A 15415-nucleotide genomic window follows, 5' to 3' on the forward strand; every position below is an offset into this window, starting at 1 on the left:
CGTGACCCCCATTTCGATACAGCTTCAGGAACACCACGGCCTCAACCGGCGACGGGAGCGGATACGCTGCGGCGTGCCCATTGCCCGCTCTCAGGTCCACCAGACCGAAGAACTTACACTCACTTCGATGGAGCAAGGACCGGGACAAGGTGAACGAAAGGAAACGGCGGTCCCCTGCGACGTTACCGTCACTGGCCGTTGGCCAGATGGCAGCCTCCGCTGGGTATTGCTGGAATTCCTGCTCAATCTGGATGCCCGACAGTCTCTGACCCTCCAGTTAAAGCACCAGCAAGCGCCAGCCCTTCAGGCTGAAACGCCCTCCTGGCCAGACAATCTGCAGTTTGACGACAATCAGCCAAGCTGGCGCTTCAATGCCCCGAACAACGATCAGAAGGCCCGTTGTTCCCTCGTTCTTGAAGGCGAAGATGGCACCCAGTACCGCGGAGCCCTCGACACCAGCTGGGCGTTGGCTGGCAAGGGCCTGATCAGCCGCCGATTCCACACCAGCGGGTACTTCCTCGACCCTCGGGGTGACGGAGAGAAGAAGGCTGTGGCGCATTTCCATTGCCGCCTGGACCTGTTGGACCATGGCCGCACCCTGGCTACAGAGATCTGTTTACACAACCCGAGGCGAGCAAGGCATTCAGGTGGGCTCTGGGACCTGGGTGACGAAGGCTCACTGCGCTTCAGGAGCCTGGCACTGCACGTGGACCGGGAGTCCGCCGAGCGGCCGCATCAGGCTTGGCTGAAACCAACGCCACTGGCAGAAATCCGGACGTCTGCAGATACCATCAGTCTGCTGCAGGAATCCAGTGGTTTTGACAACTGGCACAGCCGCAACCATATCGGGGCCGATGGCGTCAGCCGGCCCCGGTTCCGGGGTTACCGGGTCAATATCGGCAACCTGCCTCCGGAAGGCGGTGATCAGGCCAGCCCGATCCTCGGTTTTACCCGAGCGGATACCACCCTGCAGGCCAGTCTGGAGCGCTTCTGGCAGAACTTTCCAAGCAAGCTTGGCGCTGACAGCGATGGCCTGGTGATCGAACTCTTCCCCGGCGATACCGCGGACTGTCATGAGTTGCAGGGCGGAGAACGGAAAACCCGGACCGCTTACCTTCACTGGGGGGACGATGCCCAGGCGCTGGACTGGACCCAGCAGCCGCTCTGCCCAGTACTGGAAACTGCCCATGTCGAAACCTGCCAGGTCTTCCACCACTTCCAGGCCGACGCCAAACCCGGAGCCCTGGAGGCGCTGATCCAGCGGGGTCTCGATCCAGATACCGGGTTTTTCGCCAAACGGAAAATCATCGACGAGTATGGCTGGCGCAATTTCGGCGACCTGTTTGCCGACCATGAAACGCTGTATCAGGAGCCTGGTGAGCCGCCTCTGATTTCTCACTACAACAACCAGTACGATCCGATTCAGGGCTTTGCCCGCCAGTTTGCGCTGACCGGCGATAAGCGCTGGTATGAGTTGATGGACGATCTGGCCTGCCATGTCACCGACATCGACATCTACCATACCCGGGAAGACCGCTTCGAATACAACAACGGCCTTTTCTGGCACACCGATCACTATCTGGATGCCCATACCGCCACCCATCGCACCTTCAGCCAACACAACCACACCAGCTCAACTCCCGGCCAGACTGGTGGCGGTCCAGCAGCGGAACACTGTTACACCAGTGGGTTGCTGTATCACTACTACTTAACAGGCAATGACCGTTCCCGGGATGCCGTGCTGGAACTGGCGGAGTGGATGGTGACGATTCATGAGGGGCAAGGCGGACTGCTGGAGCAACTGCTGGCACTGAAGAAACAGGACGTCCCCAAGCTCAAAGATCTGCTCCAGGGCAAGGCGCCGCTCAAACACCGTTACCCGTTCACCCGGGGAACCGGTAACTACCTCAACGCCCTGCTCGATGCCTGGTTGCTTACCGGCGAATCGCGTTGGCTGGCGCGTTGCGAATCAGTGATTCAGGACACCATCCACCCGGATGATGACCTCGCCCAGCGGGACCTGCTCGACGTCGAGACCGGCTGGTCCTATCTGGTGCTGCTCGCCAGCCTGGTGAAATACCTCAACCTCAAGCGCCAGTTCAACCGTACGGACGGTCCGTACCAGTTCGCGCTCTCGGCGTTCCGTCACTATGCGCAATGGATGAGAACTCACGAACGGCCATTTCTTGAGGACCCCGAACCACTGGAGTTCGCCAACGATACCTGGGTCGCCCAGGATATCCGCAAGGCCATGCTGATGTACCAGGCGGGCGGCCTGTTCCCGGACCAACGCACTGACTTCCTGGCCCAGGGAAAACACTGGCTCGACCAGGTTACCGACACCCTGGCTGACAGCCAGGAAGCCCATTTCACTCGCCTTCTGGTGATCCTGATGCAGAACCACGGTCCCCACCAACAGCCCCTGCCCATGCCATGCCAGCAGGAAGAACCGAACGAGCAGGAAATCGCCACTCTATCGACGCCCATCATGACCTGGTCACACCTGCTGGCACGGATGACCCGACGTCTGATCAGCGGAATCGTGGGCTTTCGGCCGGCTCGGGAGAAGGCCTGGCTCAACGCGAGGCTGGATCGCTCATGAACAGCCGGCAGGTGATCAAACGGGCAGTGAAATCAGTGTTCCTGGGTCTCGCCCTGCCATTGTGGCTGTTGTGCCACCTGATGGGTCTCGCCGGAAACCGGGATGGCGTGTTTCAGTCGTTCTCCCAGACTGTGAGCCTGGTCCCCGGGAAGCTGGGCATCTACCTTCGGGCAGCCTTCTATCGACTCGCCTGCCCCGACACCTCCGACGACATTTCCATTGGTTTTCTGACCGTTCTGTCGCATCGGGACACCAGCATTCAATCCGGCGTGTACATCGGGCCCCAGTGCAATATTGGCAAATGCTTTATCGGTCCCAATACACTGCTGGGCAGTGGCGTACACATTCTCAGTGGCAGCCGACAGCATGATTTCAGCGATCCCGGCAAGCCCATTCGTGAGCAGGGAGGCAGTTTTGAGAAAGTATCGATTGGTGCCGACTGCTGGCTCGGGAATCAGGCCGTGGTACTGACCTCAGTGAAGGATCACAGCATCGTCGCCGCCGGCAGCGTGGTGGTCGCCGAATTCGAAACCGGCGACATTCTGGTTGGCAACCCGGCTCGCCGCCTGCGCAACCGCTACCAGCAGGCACATGACGCTGACGGCGAACAACGGGGTTCCAGCGCTGAGGGTACTGTCAGGGAGGAAACGTCGCCATGACCGCCGGACTTGTTCAGCGTGTTTACGATGGCTCACCGGTTTGGTTTCAGAATCTGCTGGTGTCAGCCTATGGCTATAACCTCTACCGGAAACGCTATACCGGCGGTTATCGTGAGTTGCTCGAGCAAGTGCGCCAGGCACGTCACTGGGATGCCGATGAGATCGAGGCCTATCAGGCCGAACGGCTCCATGAAATGGTGCGACACTGTCGCCGTTCCGTCCCCTACTATCAGTCCCTGTTTGCAAAACTGGGGCTGACCGAACAGGATTTCACCGCCACCCGGGACCTGCCCAAACTGCCCATCCTCGACAAGGCAACCCTGCGCGCAGAGCCCGAACGATTCCGTGCGGCCGGTGAGCAGCCCTTTATGATCCAGCATACCAGTGGGTCGACCGGCACTCCGCTGGCGCTGGCAGTGAACCGCCGCACCTACCAACTCGCCATGGCACTGCTGGTGGAATTCGAGGAATACCATGGGGTTCCCTTTGGCGCCCGACGGGCCACCTTCGCCGGACGCATGGTCCAGCCCGCTGAGAGCACAACGCCCCCCTTTGCCCGCTTTAACCGGGCGGAGAACCAGATGCTGTTCTCCAGTTACCACCTCAATGACAACAGTTTTCCCTGGTATCAACAGGCGCTGGATCATTTTCAGCCCATGGAGCTGATTGGCTATCCGTCGGCGATTGCCGACCTGGCCAACCACTACCAGCAGACAGGAACCCGCCCCGGTTTTCAGCCACGGGCGGTGGTCACCAACTCCGAAACCCTGTTGGACTGGCAGCGAACAGTGATTGAGTCCGTGTTCGGTTGCCCGGTTCGAGACTACTATGGCACGGCCGAGTACGCCCTGTTTGCCGGACAGGACAGTGAAGGGCTCTATCGGCTCAACCCGGTGCTGGGCATCACCGAAGCCATTCCGGATGAGACGACGGGGGCCGAAACTGCCACCCTGGTAGCAACCACGCTGACGAATACCACCATGCCACTGTTACGGTACCGCATCGGTGATACAGCCCAACTGCTGGAACCGGCATACCAACCGGTACGGCCCGCCAGCCTTGCCCGCATCAATGGTCGCATCGACGACTACGTCGAAACGCCCGATGGTCGCCGTATCGGGCGACTGGACCACATATTCAAGGGCCTCAACGGCATCGCCGAAGCCCAGATTGTCCAGGACGCCAAAGATCACTGCACCATCAAGGTGGTGGTGCAGCCGGATCTCGATCCCGCCGAACTGCGGACGCTCAAGGACAACCTGAGCAAACGCACCGCCGGGATGCTGGCCATCACCGTACAGCAGGTGGACCGGATTCCCCGGGGGGCCAATGGCAAGTTTCGGGCGGTGATCCGCGAGCTTTCATCGCCACAGGAATCTCAGGCAATGGATCAGGCATGACCACTCAATACCGCTTCTCCATCGTGATACCCGCCCATAATGAAGCCCAATACATTGGCCAGTGCCTGACCTCAATCCGCGAGGGCATCGGCCAGCGTGACGACGTCGAAGTCATCGTGGTGGACAATGGCTCTAGCGACAACACCGTTGCGCTGGCCCGCGGCTTTGCCGGCGTGCAGGTACTGGAGTTTCCGGATGGCAAAGTGGGCGCCGTGCGCAACCATGGCGCCCGACACAGTCGCGGCGAGTTTCTGGTGTTTATTGACGGTGACTGCCTGCTGTCACCGGATTGGCTGGCTCACGCCGAGGCGCTGATTGCGGCCTATCCCGGGTCGGTGTTTGGCGGTGGCTGTAAACTGCGGCCAGACCCGGTCTGGGTCGAGAAATACTGGCTGCTTTCCGCCCCGGATCGTCCCACCACACTGCCCTCCAAGCTCATAGGAGCCTCCATCCTCATTGCCCGACACACGTTTGAGAAACTCGGTGGTTTCAACGAACAGGTGAGCTCCGGAGAGGATTCCATGCTGTCGGACCAGGTCATCCAGGCCGGCTTGCCGCTGCGCTTCGACGACCACTTAAGCGTCGTCCATCTGGGAAATGCCCTCACCCTTGGCGAGTTCATTCGTCGACAAAGCTGGCATGCGGAGAACTACCTCGCCCGCATTCAGGATTCGATCCGGGACCCAGTGTTCCTGTTGGTGAGCGTATTTCTGGTGTGCCTGTTAACGGCGTTGGCGGCCCTGGCTCTGTTGCCCTCAATTGGGCTCGGGCTGCTGGTGTTCAGCCTGCTGTTGCCAATGGTACTGACTGCCAAAAGGTTAATGAGGGCAGGTTTCCGGCGACCACCAGGCCCAGCCGCACTGGTACGGATCTATCTGCTCGACCTCGCCTACCTGGTCGGGCGCAGCCTCGGGATATTAAAAGGCCTCAGGCACCGCCAAGTCGCCTGAGGCCTTTCAAACCGCGCTGAAATCGTTAGAACGCTATTCCACCGTGATGTTCTGGGGCGGATTCGGCGGCATCACGCCATCGCCCACGCCGCCGGTTGAACCGGGGTAGTCGTCCATCACCACCAAGTCATCAATAGCGTACCAGTCCTCGAATCTCTGATTATTGGGCTCCGCCTGGAAATAGTCGTTGCCACTGATGGCGAAGTAGTTCCACTTGACCATCCGGTTCTCCGGGTTGTCCATGGTCCAGGGGACGTTGGTTCGGTTGAGCACCCGGTGCCCATCCACCCATATCCGATAAATACCGTCGGTGGCGCCCGGTGATGAATTCATCTTCACGTAGAAGCCTACCTTGGTCCAGCGGTTCTCATCCCCAAAGACCTGGTCGTGCTCCACGATGCCGCTGTAATCCACAATGTTGCCGCCATAGACCTGATCCTGAAGCTTCGGATCAGTCCCCCCCTCTTCCTGGCCTTCTATCGAGGAGGTGTAGTTGCGGGATTCACCACGGCGGTACTGATCCTTGAAGTAGTAGTTGTCGGTCTGGGGCGGCCCGCCGCGGAAGGCGATCACATGCCGGAGACCGTAGTTGTCACGCTTGTAATCCCAGAAGGCAATGGGCCCCAGGTCGCCACGATAGCCGCTGTAGGGCGTACCCTGACCATTCCAATGGCCGACCCGGAACATTTTCGAGGTATAGCTGGAAGCGTTGGTGCGGTTCCACCATTCCTTTGAGAAACGGATATAAAACTCAACGTAGAGCTGGTCGTACCCCCGGTCCAGGATCTTCATCAGTTGGCTGTCAGAGTTCCACATCGCCCAGCCGGAATCCGGGGTGTAGGATTCCCGCCAGAACACCGCGGACTTACCGCTACCGCCGCGGGCCTTATCGGCATTGGATGCCAGTATTTCCAGGGAGGCATGGTTGTTTGGATAACCGGTCTCCGGAGACCAGCGGGTACCCTGATAGAGGTGAGTCCAACCGTCCGGCAGGGTGAATCCGAGGCTCGCGTCCTGTGCTGACTCGGTCGAATGCATGGTGGAGGTAAAATCCGGCTGGTTGTCAAAGTTGTCCTGGAAGATCACGCCGGCTTCGCCCATGGCGATCGAGTTCATACCCAATGCCAGTACCAGACCTGAAGCCAATTTAGAGATATTCATAGTTTTTAGCCCTATACATGCAACCCTTGATCTAGGGTAAAGGATTCCTGTCCCTGTGGTTGTGACCAAACCAACGGCCCTGGCAGGTCCTGGATCACGACTCGTCAACCGAAAGCGCCTGCGACGGATAGGTCGCAATTACACAAAGTCTAGCACCGAATGTTATGGCGCACAGACGCACTATAGAAAGAGTTCTGCTGAATACCGCCACCATATCCCCTTCCGTTATATATTTGCCGGCTGTTGTCGACCGATGCTGTTTTTTACCGCCTTCAGCCAGAGTTTTGGCGACCGGGTGACCGGCAACCCGGCCCGGCGGCTCCAGGCGCGGGCATCAAGAAAGCTGGCCAGGCCGTTGTCCGCCGCCGAATAGTGAAATCCGGCCAGTGCCTGGCTGAACGCCTGCTGAAGTGCCTCACGTTGAGCGGCGGTGAGCCCCCGTTCCAGCGTGTCCAGCTGGAGCTGGGCCAGACAGCGCACCATGTTGCGCCGGATCTCGAGCCAGCCACTGCTGCCGGTCTTGCTGGCTGAGTGGCTGCGGTAGTGGTGCGTTGGTGCCAGGGTGTAGGCCGCCGGACCTTCCAGCGCCAGTCGGCTGAAGAAGCAGCGATCTTCGCTGGAACTCAACGAAATCGGAAACAGGCCCGCCCGATAGGCAGCGGAACGTCGAACAACCGCTCCACTGCAGGACACCACGCTGCCCCGAAGCAAAAGCTCAAACAGTCCGTCGCTGATCAGCCGGCTGTCCCCTGCCAATGGCGTAAATGCCAGTGAGGGCAGCCCCGTGCGCTCCAGAAAGGGCTCATCAACCACCTCGCCATCACGCAGCGGTCTGCGGTTTCCGAAGAACAGGCACAACGTTGGCTGTTGGGAAAATGCTTCAGAGGCCGAATTGAGGAATCCAGGCAGGTAGCGGTCGTCAGCATCCAGCATGGCAACCAGCGGTGTGTGAGCGAGGGAGAAGCCCAGGTTCCTGGCGTTGGACACGCCCGGGCAATCCGTCGTCACCAACCGGATTTTCAGATGGCTTTCTTCCGCCAACTGGGCAATCAGTTCCCGGGAACCGTCGCTGGAGGCGTTCTCAACCACAATCACCTCGACCGGCGGCAGAGTCTGGGCCTCCACACTGGCGATGGTCTCTTCTATATATTGCTCGCAATTGTGGGCCGGGATCACCACTGTCATGCCGACCGCGCGATCAGCGTCGCCCGCTGCCGCTAAATCCCCTGGTACTGATGTTTCCGACACTCGCGCCTGCTCCCTTCCCTGTCGCCTCAGAATTCGCTGGTGGCTGCTTTGTCCATCAGCTTGGCCATCACTCGCCCGCCATTAGCCCGTCACTCGCGATCGGGCAAACCTGACCGCCGGCTGCTATATAAAGGTATATCGTCCGATACCCGTTCCATCCAGTTTCATCGCGATGCTGATAATTGTGCTATGCAGTCACCGGCATTTATCTGGTAAACTTTTGTAACAAATTTTATCCGAAATGTATCGGACCATGGAAGGACATTGATGAAGGTTCTCACTGTCTTCGGAACCCGTCCGGAAGCCATCAAGATGGCTCCGCTCGTTCAGGCGCTCGGCGACGATTCCCGTTTCGAGTCCTATGTGTGTGTCACCGCCCAGCATCGGGAGATGCTGGATCAGGTGCTGAATCTGTTCACCATCGAACCCCAGTTCGACCTCAATGTGATGAAACCCGGACAGAGTCTTGCAGAGCTGACCGGACGGGTCATTGCCGGGGTTGACCGGGTGCTGCAGGAGGTGCGACCGGACTGCCTGCTGGTTCATGGCGACACCACCACCACGTTCGCGGCCAGCCTCGCGGGCTACTATCACAAAACCTGCATTGGCCATGTCGAGGCGGGCTTGCGAACCGGCAACCTTTACTCCCCGTGGCCGGAAGAAGGCAACCGCCGTCTCACTGGAGCCCTGACCAACCTGCATTTCGCGCCAACCGATGGTGCCCGTCAGAACCTGCTTGCCGAAGGCGTGGAAGACGGACTCATCACCGTTACCGGCAATACCGTGATTGACGCTCTCCTCAATGTCGCCGATCGCATTCAGCGTGCGCCGGAACTGCAGGCCGAACTCGCCGGACGTTTTCCATTCCTGGCCGCGGATCGTCGCCTGATTCTCGTCACCGGCCATCGACGGGAAAGCTTTGGCGGCGGCTTCGAGCGGATCTGCGACGCCCTGGCCCGCATCGCGTCAAATCACCCGGAGTGCGACGTGGTGTACCCGGTTCACCTCAACCCCCAGGTTCAGGAACCGGTACGCAGACGTCTTGGCCAGACACCAAACGTCCACCTGATTGCGCCCCAGGACTACCTGCCGTTTGTCTACCTGATGCAGCGCAGCCACCTGATACTCACCGATTCCGGCGGCATTCAGGAGGAAGCGCCTTCCCTCGGCAAGCCGGTACTGGTGCTCAGGGATACCACGGAACGCCCGGAAGCGGTGGACGCAGGCACCGTGAAACTGGTGGGCACCAACGTCGAGGCCATCACCGGCACCGTGGAGGCTCTGCTCAACGATACCCAGGCCTACGACGCCATGGCCCGGGCTCACAATCCCTACGGTGACGGTCAGGCCTGCGAGCGCATCATCGCCAGTCTGGCACAAACCCTTCGATGACAGCCGATCAGCAGTTCAAGGAACAGGACCATGAATGTCAGTAAGATCGTAGTAATGGGGCTTGGGTACGTCGGCCTCCCCACCGCCGCGGTGTTCGCCTCCCGGCGCATCCAGGTGCTGGGGGTGGACGTGAACCAGCAGGCCGTCGATACCATCAACCGGGGCGAGATTCACATTGTCGAGCCCTCGCTCGATATCGTGGTCAGAGCTGCCGTTACCGAAGGCTACCTGAAAGCCGCGACGCAACCGGAACCGGCCGATGCCTTCCTGATCGCTGTCCCCACCCCGTTTAAGGACGACAAGGTACCGGATCTGGCCTATGTCGAGAGTTCCGCGCGGGCCATCGCTCCGGTTCTGGCGGCAGGCAACCTGGTGGTGCTGGAATCCACATCACCAGTGGGGACGTCAGAGCAGTTGTCCGCCTGGCTGGCGGAAGAGCGCCCAGACCTGACGTTTCCCCACCAGGCCGGTGATGCCTCGGATATCCGCATTGCCCATTGTCCGGAGCGGGTGCTGCCGGGCCAAGTGATACGGGAGCTGGTGGAGAATGACCGGGTGATCGGGGGCATTACCCCAACCTGTGCCACCGAAGCGCTGAAACTTTACAAAAAGGTGGTCCAGGGCGACTGCATCACCACCACCGCTCGCACCGCGGAGATGGCCAAGCTCACCGAAAACAGCTTCCGCGACATCAACATTGCCTTCGCCAACGAACTGTCGCTGATCTGTGATCGCCTGGACATCAATGTCTGGGAGATGATCCGGCTGGCAAATCGTCACCCCCGGGTCAACATCCTCAGCCCCGGCCCCGGCGTGGGCGGGCACTGTATCGCTGTTGACCCCTGGTTCATTGTGGACAGTGCGCCGGAGCAGGCCCGACTTATCCGGCTGGCGCGGGAGGTCAATGACCATAAGCCGGACTGGGTGCTGCAGAAGGTCACCGGCATGATGGAAGCTCTGCACCGGGATCTGCCCGGTCGCACCCGCCAGGATATCAAGGTTGCCTGCCTGGGCGTCGCCTTCAAGCCAGACATCGACGATCTTCGGGAAAGCCCTGCGCTGAAGATCACCCGGGCCATCGCTGAACTGGGTTGCCAGGTGCTGGTGGTCGAGCCCAACGTCCGCACGCTGCCGGACCACCTCAGCCGCCCCAACCTGCGAAAAGCCTCGCTGGTGGAGGCTCTGGAAGAAGCCGACATTGTCTGCATTCTGGTCAGGCACAAGCCTTTCACAGAAGCCAGAAACGAGATAAAAAGAATTCCGCAGCTTATTGATACTGTTGGACTTGTTAACTAAAAACCCGGCAAGCGAGATGTTTCCATGACTTCCCCCAAGGCCGATCTTCAGGGAACCAAGGCGCTGTTCATTGCGTACTTTTACCCTCCGACCGTCAGTACCGGTGTGCCAGGTAGCATGCGCACCCTGAAATTTCTCAGAAACCTTGAGAATGGCGAATGCCACGTACTGACCAACGATCAGGACGTAGCGGATGGCGACAACGCCCTGAGCCACGTGCAACTGCCCGTCAACGGCGAGACCATCCACCGGGTCAAAGGCTGGGACCTGTTCAAGCTACTGCTCGCATTGAGGGGGCTGATCAAGTCTCTGCTGTCCCGGGTTCGCTCCTCCGGTACGACGGAGGATACTAGCCAGGCATCCGCCACCCAACCGCAAAAGGTGGTGTTCAAATCCGAAGCTGATGGCGCCGGCAAACGTGGCCGACTGCAGCAGCTGAAGGACTTCATCTACAACCTCTGCTACTTTCCCGACCAGGCCGGCCCGTGGATTCTGCCGGCGTTTTTTCGCGGCTGGCGGCTGGTCCGACGTGGTCAGGTTGACGTTATCTTTGCCACTGGCTCTCCCTGGTCAGGGTTGCTGGTGGGCTATCTGATCAGTCTGGTCAGTGGCAAGCCCTGGGTGGCCGATTTCCGCGACCCTTGGGTCAACAACCCGTTCCATCAGTCCAAAGGGCCCTGGCTGGACCGTCTGAGCGCCAAACTGGAGCGCCGCATCGTAATGCACGCCTCGGCGGTGTCTCTCAACACCGAACCGCTGATGACGGAATTCCTCGAGCGTTATCCCGAGGTCAATCCGGACAAGTTCCTGGTGATGCCGAACGGAATTGATCAATCTGATTTCCAGGACCTGCCAAATGCCACCACACCCAATCAGGCCGGCACGCTGAACCTGTGCCACGCCGGCTTCCTGTATGGCGTCCGCGACCCGGCGTCGTTGCTGGATGCCATCCGCGAGGTCAACGGCCAGCTGGCCGAGACGGACCAGAAGGTGGTGTTCACCCAGATTGGTGACCTGTCGCTGGATTACGATGTCCACGACCGCTACGCCGATCTGATCGAGCAGGGGTCGCTGATCGTCAAACCCGCCCAGCCGTACCGTCAGTGTCTGGGTGATCTTGCCGGTGCTGACATTGTGGTCAATATCCAGTCCGGCACCAAAACCCAGGTACCGTCGAAGCTCTACGACTACCTGGCGCTGGAGAAGCCCATTCTGCACATCACGCCCGATCACGGCGCGCTTGCCAATCTGGTCAGAAAATATCAGCTCGGTACCTGCCTGGCGCAGGAGGAACATCAGGCCATCGTGGACTATCTTATTAATCGTATACAACGAGTTGCGACGGGTGCCGGCATTGACGAGGCGTACCCGAATCGGAGCCGTTTCCTGATTGAGAACATCACTCAGGACCTGATCCAGACCCTACTCAGTCTCAGTCGCGAAAGGCAGCCCCATGAAACCTAATTTTGTGGTGATAGGCGCAGCAAGATCCGGTACGACCAGCCTTTTCCAATACCTGGAACCCCACCCCGAAATTGGCATGTCCCAGGTTAAAGAACTGAATTTTTTCTCCAATCCAACGTACTGGAACAAGGGGTTCGACTGGTACGAATCCCGCTTCCCCAACGCCAGCAGCATCAAGGCCGCTGGCGAAGCCTCCACCAGCTACACCAAAGCGCCTTTCACCGACGATGTACCCGGCCGCATTGCCCACTACAACCCAACTATGAGACTGATCTATGTGGTTCGCGACCCCCTTGAGCGCTACCTTTCCCACTATCTGAAGCGCGTTCAGACCGGCATCGAAAGCCGTCCCTTCGAGCGAACTCTGGATAACCTGGACAACGAGGCCAGTGCCTGGCAAGGCCGCTACTTCTACCAGTTGGAACACTATCTGCAGAAATTCGATCGCGAACAGCTGCTGGTGTTTGCGATGGAAGACCTGAAGCACAATGCCGCCGACACGGTCAAACGCATCTATCGCTTCCTGAACGTCGATGAGACCTATCAGGCCCCAGACCTGAACCGTATCCACAACGCTACCAACCGGGTCGTTATGAAGTCCCCCATGGGCAAGCGGATCTCCGAGTTCTATCGTCGCCATCTGGAGCAGCGGGACCTGCCCTTCACCTTCAAGAAAGCAGTCGCCAGCCTCGGCGATATCGGTGGCCAGGAAATCAGCAAACCCGCCCTGACCGAGGCCCAACACGACAAACTCCGGCGTTTCTATCTGCAGGACAGCCGTTTACTGCAGAGCGAGTTTGGTATCGATACCTCATCCTGGGTACTGGAATAGGACGCACGACGATGATCAAGCCCGTTTCATCACAAGCTCAAGGCCGAGCCCCCGACACCGCAAACACACCCCGCATCAGCGTGGTGATCCCAACCTACAACCGGGCCCACAACCTGACGCGGGCAATTCAGTCCGTATTGGCGCAAACCTGCCCGCCCATGGAGATTCTGGTTGTCGATGACGGCTCCACCGACGGCACGGAGCAGCTGGTGCAACAGCAGTTTGGTAGCCGTGTGCGTTATCTGCGGCAGACCAATGCCGGCTCAGCGGCGGCCCGCAACCGGGGGATCGAACATGCCGGGGGTGACTGGATTGCGTTCCTGGACTCCGACGACGAATGGCTGCCCAACAAGCTCGCCACTGACCGCGCAATGATCCTGGCCACACCGGACCTGGAGTTTCTCCATGGCAACCGGCGCCATCACTGGAGTGATGGTCGCCAGGACAATGGCCGGCAACACCAGCCCGCCTCGGATTTTGGCGACAAGCGTTATCTGCTGGCAGTCTGGGGCATCAAGACCTCGACCGTGGTGGTCAGGCGCAGCCTGCTGGACCGGCTGGAATACCACTACAACCCGACCCTGAAAACCTGTCAGGACTATGAATTCTTCTGGCGGGCAGTCGTTGAAGCGCATCGCGTGGGCTATTCCGATGCGCTGGACGTCATCATCCATATCACCAGTGACGGCGCCTCACGGGTTCGTCCCCAATGCCTGCTGATCCAGGACAACCTGACGGCCATCAGCAACGCGCTGGAATGGTGCCGTCGCTCAGGTCACCCTGACTTCGAAAAAATACTGGTCAAACGCAGGGTGATGGAGTGCCTGCACCTGATCCGCAGTCTCGGCAGCAGTCATCATGGCCGCAAGAAGCTGTATGCACTATGGCAGGCACGCTCCGAGCTGGCTTACGTACTCACCGGCAGTGTCCGGTACAAGTTTTTCTGACCACCGGTATCAGCGCTTGCGCCGGAGTCGCCCTGCCAGGCCCCGGAGTTCATCAAACAACGGATGCCGCAGCAGCGCCAGCCCCGCCAACCAGACCCATGGCAATACCAGAGCAATCACCAGAATCGGCTTCCAGTACTGGTCCTGGTCAAACGGCACCCACAGCCCGATCCCCCAGGTGGCGGCCATGCACAGCAACAGCAGAACGCCATTGCCAAGCCAGGCCCTGAGCAAATCAGTCACGTGCAGCTGAAACAACACCCGCAACAGCACGGTGGTAATCAGCACCTCTGCGATCCCCGCCACCAGAAACGCCCGCCCGATCCACTCCAGGCCATAGGGATAGGCCCAGAAGATCCCCGGCACCAGCGTCGACAGCACCAGCGCTTCCTTGACCAGCATGATCCGCTCACGGCCTGCCGCCAGCAGCAGGTCGTTGGCAAACCAGTGCACACACCTGGCCATTCCCCAGAACGCCAGCCAGGTGGCAATGGGCGCTGCGGCGTCCCACTGCAACCCGAAGAACAGGCGAATGGTGGGCAGGCTGGCGAGGCTCGCCACCCCCAGCACCGGAATCACCAGTGCCCCCAGTAACACACTAGCCCGCAGATAGGCCTGGGTCACGTCACCGCCCTCGCGCCGGGTTTTAGAGAGGTATGGCAGCGCCACCGGCGTCACCCCCATCATCAGGGTCTGGGAAATGAATTCCACAAAGCCGAGACCACGGGAGAACATACCCACCTGGGTGGTGGTCCCCAGTTTGCCGATGATCATGTCCGGGGCGGTGACTTTCAGCTTGCGAAGAAAGTTGGTCGCCGAGCTGAACACGCCAAAGCTGGCTACCTCACCGAGACCGCGGAAGCTGGGTTTCCAGACCATGTCCCTGGGCTTGAGCTGGATCAGCATCAGGAAGTTCAGCAGAGCCACCAGGGTCTGCCCCCAGGCCAGCGCGTAATAGCTGAAACCGGCCAGTATCAGCCCGATGGTGGAAACAAAACCGACGATACTGCCGATAAAGCGGATCTTGAACTGCACCCGAAACTCCATGTGCCGGGACAGCAGCGACGTTGGAATGCTGATGTAAGGCGCCAGAAAGAACCCCAGCGCCAGGATCGCAAAAATGCCAGCCAGCGGCTCCAGGTCATAGAATCTGGCCACCGGGATTGCCGAAAGCAGGATCAGCGCGCCCAGCCCCCAGGAAATGATCACCGTCAGTCCCAGCGCCCGCCGGACCTTATCGGCGGTGAGTTGCTCCTCACGAACCAGGTAGCCGCCGGCGCCAAGCATGCGGAACTCGGTCATGATCATTACGATGGCACTGGCAATGGCAAAGGTGCCGATCTCGTCCGGCGTCAGCAGCCGGGCAATCAGCATGGTGGACGCCAGCCCAATCAGCTTCATGCTGTAGCGGGCGGCGGAGGAATAGATAACGGCCTGACGAATGGAAGACATCGGCAACTGCGG

12 protein-coding genes are annotated in these 15415 nt (G+C 59.7%); 9 read left to right on the forward strand and 3 right to left on the reverse strand.

Features of this window, described 5'->3' with window-relative positions; all coding sequences use genetic code 11:
• Position 1 precedes the first annotated feature (1 nt).
• The 4 genes from J2887_RS11135 to J2887_RS11150 are packed head-to-tail and all read left to right on the forward strand — an operon-like array spanning position 2 to position 5611.
• Complete coding sequence (locus J2887_RS11135; RefSeq protein WP_227171210.1) at positions 2–2602, forward strand: hypothetical protein; 2601 nt, start codon at positions 2–4, stop codon at positions 2600–2602.
• The gene (locus J2887_RS11140; RefSeq protein WP_227171211.1) at positions 2599–3261 is read left to right on the forward strand and encodes an acyltransferase; all 663 of its coding nucleotides are present in this window, start codon (positions 2599–2601) and stop codon (positions 3259–3261) included. The genes J2887_RS11135 and J2887_RS11140 overlap by 4 nt, the downstream gene beginning before the upstream one ends.
• Positions 3258–4661 (forward strand): hypothetical protein, encoded by a 1404-nt coding sequence (locus J2887_RS11145; RefSeq protein WP_227171212.1) that lies wholly within the window; start codon positions 3258–3260, stop codon positions 4659–4661. The genes J2887_RS11140 and J2887_RS11145 overlap by 4 nt, the downstream gene beginning before the upstream one ends.
• The gene (locus J2887_RS11150) at positions 4658–5611 is read left to right on the forward strand and encodes a glycosyltransferase (protein WP_227171213.1); all 954 of its coding nucleotides are present in this window, start codon (positions 4658–4660) and stop codon (positions 5609–5611) included. Before J2887_RS11145 ends, J2887_RS11150 begins: the two co-directional genes overlap by 4 nt.
• Before the next feature lie 33 nt (positions 5612–5644).
• Here J2887_RS11150 and J2887_RS11155 read toward each other — a convergent pair whose 3' ends face one another.
• Both J2887_RS11155 and J2887_RS11160 read right to left on the reverse strand, forming a co-directional pair.
• On the reverse strand, positions 5645–6772 hold the full coding sequence (locus J2887_RS11155) for a hypothetical protein (RefSeq protein WP_227171214.1): 1128 nt from the start codon (positions 6770–6772) through the stop codon (positions 5645–5647).
• 225 nt (positions 6773–6997) lie between these two features.
• The gene (locus tag J2887_RS11160) at positions 6998–7957 is read right to left on the reverse strand and encodes a glycosyltransferase family 2 protein (RefSeq protein ID WP_227171215.1); all 960 of its coding nucleotides are present in this window, start codon (positions 7955–7957) and stop codon (positions 6998–7000) included.
• A gap of 330 nt (positions 7958–8287) precedes the next feature.
• On the opposite strand from J2887_RS11160, the gene wecB reads away from it, so the two are divergent.
• From wecB to J2887_RS11185, 5 genes are read left to right on the forward strand one after another with little or no spacing between them, the layout of a single operon-like run.
• Positions 8288–9412 (forward strand): non-hydrolyzing UDP-N-acetylglucosamine 2-epimerase, encoded by a 1125-nt coding sequence (gene wecB / locus J2887_RS11165; RefSeq protein WP_228752812.1) that lies wholly within the window; start codon positions 8288–8290, stop codon positions 9410–9412.
• Between the two features lie 30 nt (positions 9413–9442).
• Positions 9443–10708, forward strand: a complete 1266-nt coding sequence (wecC, locus tag J2887_RS11170) for a UDP-N-acetyl-D-mannosamine dehydrogenase (RefSeq protein WP_227171217.1) — start codon at positions 9443–9445, stop codon at positions 10706–10708.
• Positions 10709–10732: 24 nt separating this feature from the next.
• Complete coding sequence (locus tag J2887_RS11175) at positions 10733–12172, forward strand: glycosyltransferase (RefSeq protein WP_227171218.1); 1440 nt, start codon at positions 10733–10735, stop codon at positions 12170–12172.
• The gene (locus J2887_RS11180; RefSeq protein ID WP_227171219.1) at positions 12162–13004 is read left to right on the forward strand and encodes a sulfotransferase family protein; all 843 of its coding nucleotides are present in this window, start codon (positions 12162–12164) and stop codon (positions 13002–13004) included. Before J2887_RS11175 ends, J2887_RS11180 begins: the two co-directional genes overlap by 11 nt.
• An 11-nt stretch (positions 13005–13015) precedes the next feature.
• Entirely contained in the window at positions 13016–13951 is a 936-nt protein-coding gene (locus J2887_RS11185; protein ID WP_227171220.1) for a glycosyltransferase family 2 protein, read from the forward strand.
• 9 nt (positions 13952–13960) lie between these two features.
• Here J2887_RS11185 and J2887_RS11190 read toward each other — a convergent pair whose 3' ends face one another.
• On the reverse strand, positions 13961–15403 hold the full coding sequence (locus tag J2887_RS11190) for a lipopolysaccharide biosynthesis protein (protein WP_227171221.1): 1443 nt from the start codon (positions 15401–15403) through the stop codon (positions 13961–13963).
• Between the last annotated feature and the right edge of the window lie 12 nt (positions 15404–15415).

The sequence above is a fragment of the Marinobacter sp. CA1 genome (assembly GCF_020546665.1).
GTDB classification, from domain to species: Bacteria; Pseudomonadota; Gammaproteobacteria; order Pseudomonadales; family Oleiphilaceae; genus Marinobacter; species Marinobacter xestospongiae.